We start from the raw sequence: 2,618 nt of genomic DNA, 5'->3' as shown, positions 1-2,618 counted from the left end.
GTCGTCACCGCCGCGGCCGCCCTGGCCGCCAGCGCCGCGTGCACCGCGCTGCCCTTCCGTGGCCGGGTCACCGCCCCGCTCGCCACGGTCGTCGCCGGCGCCGCCGGGCTGCTGGCCGGCTCCCTCCTGCCCGACGTCGGGTCCGTGGTCGGCGGCGCCACCGGGCTGGTCGCCGGGGTGCTCACCTCGACCGTCCACGTGGTCCTCGGCCGCCTCCCGGCGTCGCAGCGCACGCTGCCGGCGCTCGCCGCGGCCGCGCTGCCCCCGATGCTCGCCGGGGCCCCCACCTTCATGCTCGGCAGCGTGCTCCTCGCCTGATGGCGGGCCCCGCGACCGCGTAGCATCGTGCCATGGCCACCTTCACGCTGCCCGAGGGGCTGGCCCCGGAGGTCTACCCGCTCGCCTGGCTCGTCGGGTCGTGGCGCGGGTACGGCGTCCTGGCCTACCCGGGCGTGCCCGAGCAGCCCTTCGTCCACGAGATGACCTTCGACCACGACGGCGGGCCCTACCTGCGCTGCACGAGCACCCTGTGGTCGGTCGACGCCGAGCACTCCTCCTCGGTGCCGCAGGAGATGCCCGGCGGGGACGGGGCCGACCGGCTCGGCAAGGCCGACGTCTGGGCCACCGAGACCGCCTACTGGCGGGCCACCCCGCAGGCCGAGGGCGAGCCCACCGACGGTGAGCAGGCGAAGGGGCCCCGCCCCACCGACATCGAGGTGCTCATCGCCCAGCCCACCGGGCACGTCGCCGTCTACGTCGGCAACGTCCGCAGCGCCCGCATCGACATCGTCAGCGACGCGGTCGTGCGCACCTCCAGCGCCGCCAGCGTCACCGCCGGGCGCCGCATGTACGGGCTCGTGCAGGGTGAGCTCATGTGGGTGGAGGAGCTGGCCGCCTTCGGCCACGAGCTGCAGTCCTACGCCTCCGGGCGGCTCAGCCGACAGGAGACCCCGTGACCGACAGCCCCCTCCTCTCCCGCCCCGGGGCCGTCGCCGGCGGCGGCCCGGACGCCGGGGTGGCGCTCCACTACGGTGCGCCCGCCCACGAGCAGCGCGCGCTCGAGCGCGGCCGCGGCGTCGTCGACCTCTCCCACCTCGGCGTCGCCACCGTCACCGGGCCCGACCGGCTGACCTGGCTCAACACGCTGAGCACCCAGCTCCTCCTCGACCTCGCCCCCGGCCAGTCCGGCGAGCTGCTCCTCCTCGACCCCAACGGGCGGATCGAGCACGCCGCCGCGGTCGTCGACGACGGCGAGCGCACCTGGCTCCTCACCGAGGCCGGGCACGTGGCCGGCCTCGTGGAGTTCCTCGACCGGATGCGGTTCATGCTGCGGGTCGTCGTCGAGGACGTCACCGAGCGCACCGCGGTCCTCGGCAGCTACGGGGAGGCGTGGCGCGCCGTCGCCGACGCCCCCGGGCACGTCATCACCTGGCAGGACCCGTGGCCGACGACGGCGCCCGGCGGCACGACCTACGGGCCACCCGACGCCGAGCACCCCGGGCGAGACCTGCACCGGGCGCTGAGCCTCGTCGACCGGGGCCGGCTCGCCGAGGTGGTCGACGCCTCCGGGCTGCGGCTCGCGGGCACGTGGGCGTGGGAGGCGCTGCGGGTGGAGGCCTGGCGCCCCCGGCTCGCCCGTGAGGTGGACGAGCGCGCCATCCCCCACGAGCTGGACTGGCTGCGCACCGGTGTCCACCTGGACAAGGGCTGCTACCGCGGCCAGGAGACCGTGGCTCGCGTCTTCAACCTCGGCCGGCCGCCGCGCCGGCTGGTCATGCTCCACCTCGACGGATCGGAGCACATCACCCCCGAACCCGGGGCGCGGGTGCTCCAGGGCGAGCGGGACGTCGGCGCGGTGACGAGCGTCGTGCGGCACGCCGAGCTCGGGCCGGTGGCGCTGGCGCTCGTCAAACGCTCGCTCCCCGGGGACGCCCAGCTCACCGTCGACGGCATCGCCGCGGCCCAGGAGGTCATCGTCCCGGTCTCCGGCGAGGCCGTGGGCCGCCCGGCCGAGCGACCGGGGCAGGAGCTGCGGCGCAGGCCGCGCGCCTGAGCGCCCCGATGAGCGAGCCCCGCAGCGGCACCGACCGCCTGGACCTGCGCCGCCTGCTGGTCCTGGTCCGGCAGCGGTTGCGGGGCGGCCGGCGGCGGGTGCGGGCCGCGGCGCTGCCCGTCCTCGTCGCGGCGGTCGCCGCCGGGCTCTCCTGGGCGGTGGCCCACTACGGGCTCGGGCACGCCCAGCCGTTCTTCGCCCCCATCGCCACCTGGGTGTGCCTGGGCTTCAGCGCGGACCGGGAGGTGCGCAAGGTCGCCGAGCTGGCCTTCGGCGTCACGCTCGGGGTGGGGCTGGGCGAGCTGGTCGCCTACGTCATCGGCGCGGGCGTGTTCTCCATCATGCTCGTCATCGTCCTCGGGGCGCTGCTCGCCCGGTTCATCGACCGCGGGCAGATGCTCACCATCCAGGCCGGGGTGCAGGGCATCGTCATCGTCGCGCTCCCGGTCGCCGCCATCGACGGGCCGACCGGGCGGGTGACCGACGCGCTCGTCGGCGGCTCCTTCGCCCTGCTCGTCGCGATCCTCACGCCGCAGGACGCCCGCCGCCGGGCGCGCCAGCTCGC

The 2,618-nt window shown here is 76.6% G+C and carries 3 protein-coding genes and 1 pseudogene; all 4 read left to right on the top strand.

Going from position 1 to position 2,618, the window contains the following annotated elements; genetic code table 11:
• A pseudogene (locus Q0195_RS08875) lies at positions 1–318 on the top strand (hypothetical protein); the annotation flags it as partial.
• A gap of 32 nt (positions 319–350) precedes the next feature.
• Complete coding sequence (locus tag Q0195_RS08870; RefSeq protein WP_299277256.1) at positions 351–956, top strand: FABP family protein; 606 nt, start codon at positions 351–353, stop codon at positions 954–956.
• Positions 953–2,053: a glycine cleavage T C-terminal barrel domain-containing protein gene (locus Q0195_RS08865; RefSeq protein ID WP_299277253.1), complete on the top strand. Its 1,101-nt coding sequence runs from the start codon at positions 953–955 to the stop codon at positions 2,051–2,053. The genes Q0195_RS08870 and Q0195_RS08865 overlap by 4 nt, the downstream gene beginning before the upstream one ends.
• Before the next feature lie 8 nt (positions 2,054–2,061).
• Positions 2,062–2,618 (top strand): FUSC family protein (locus Q0195_RS08860; RefSeq protein ID WP_299277251.1); only part of this gene is annotated, 557 nt, incomplete at its 3' end.

Source organism: uncultured Georgenia sp., assembly GCF_937958535.1.
Taxonomy (GTDB): Bacteria; Actinomycetota; Actinomycetes; order Actinomycetales; family Actinomycetaceae; genus Oceanitalea.
The sequence above is the reverse complement of the archived record's forward strand: the minus strand, read 5'-3'. Positions and strand labels throughout refer to the sequence as shown.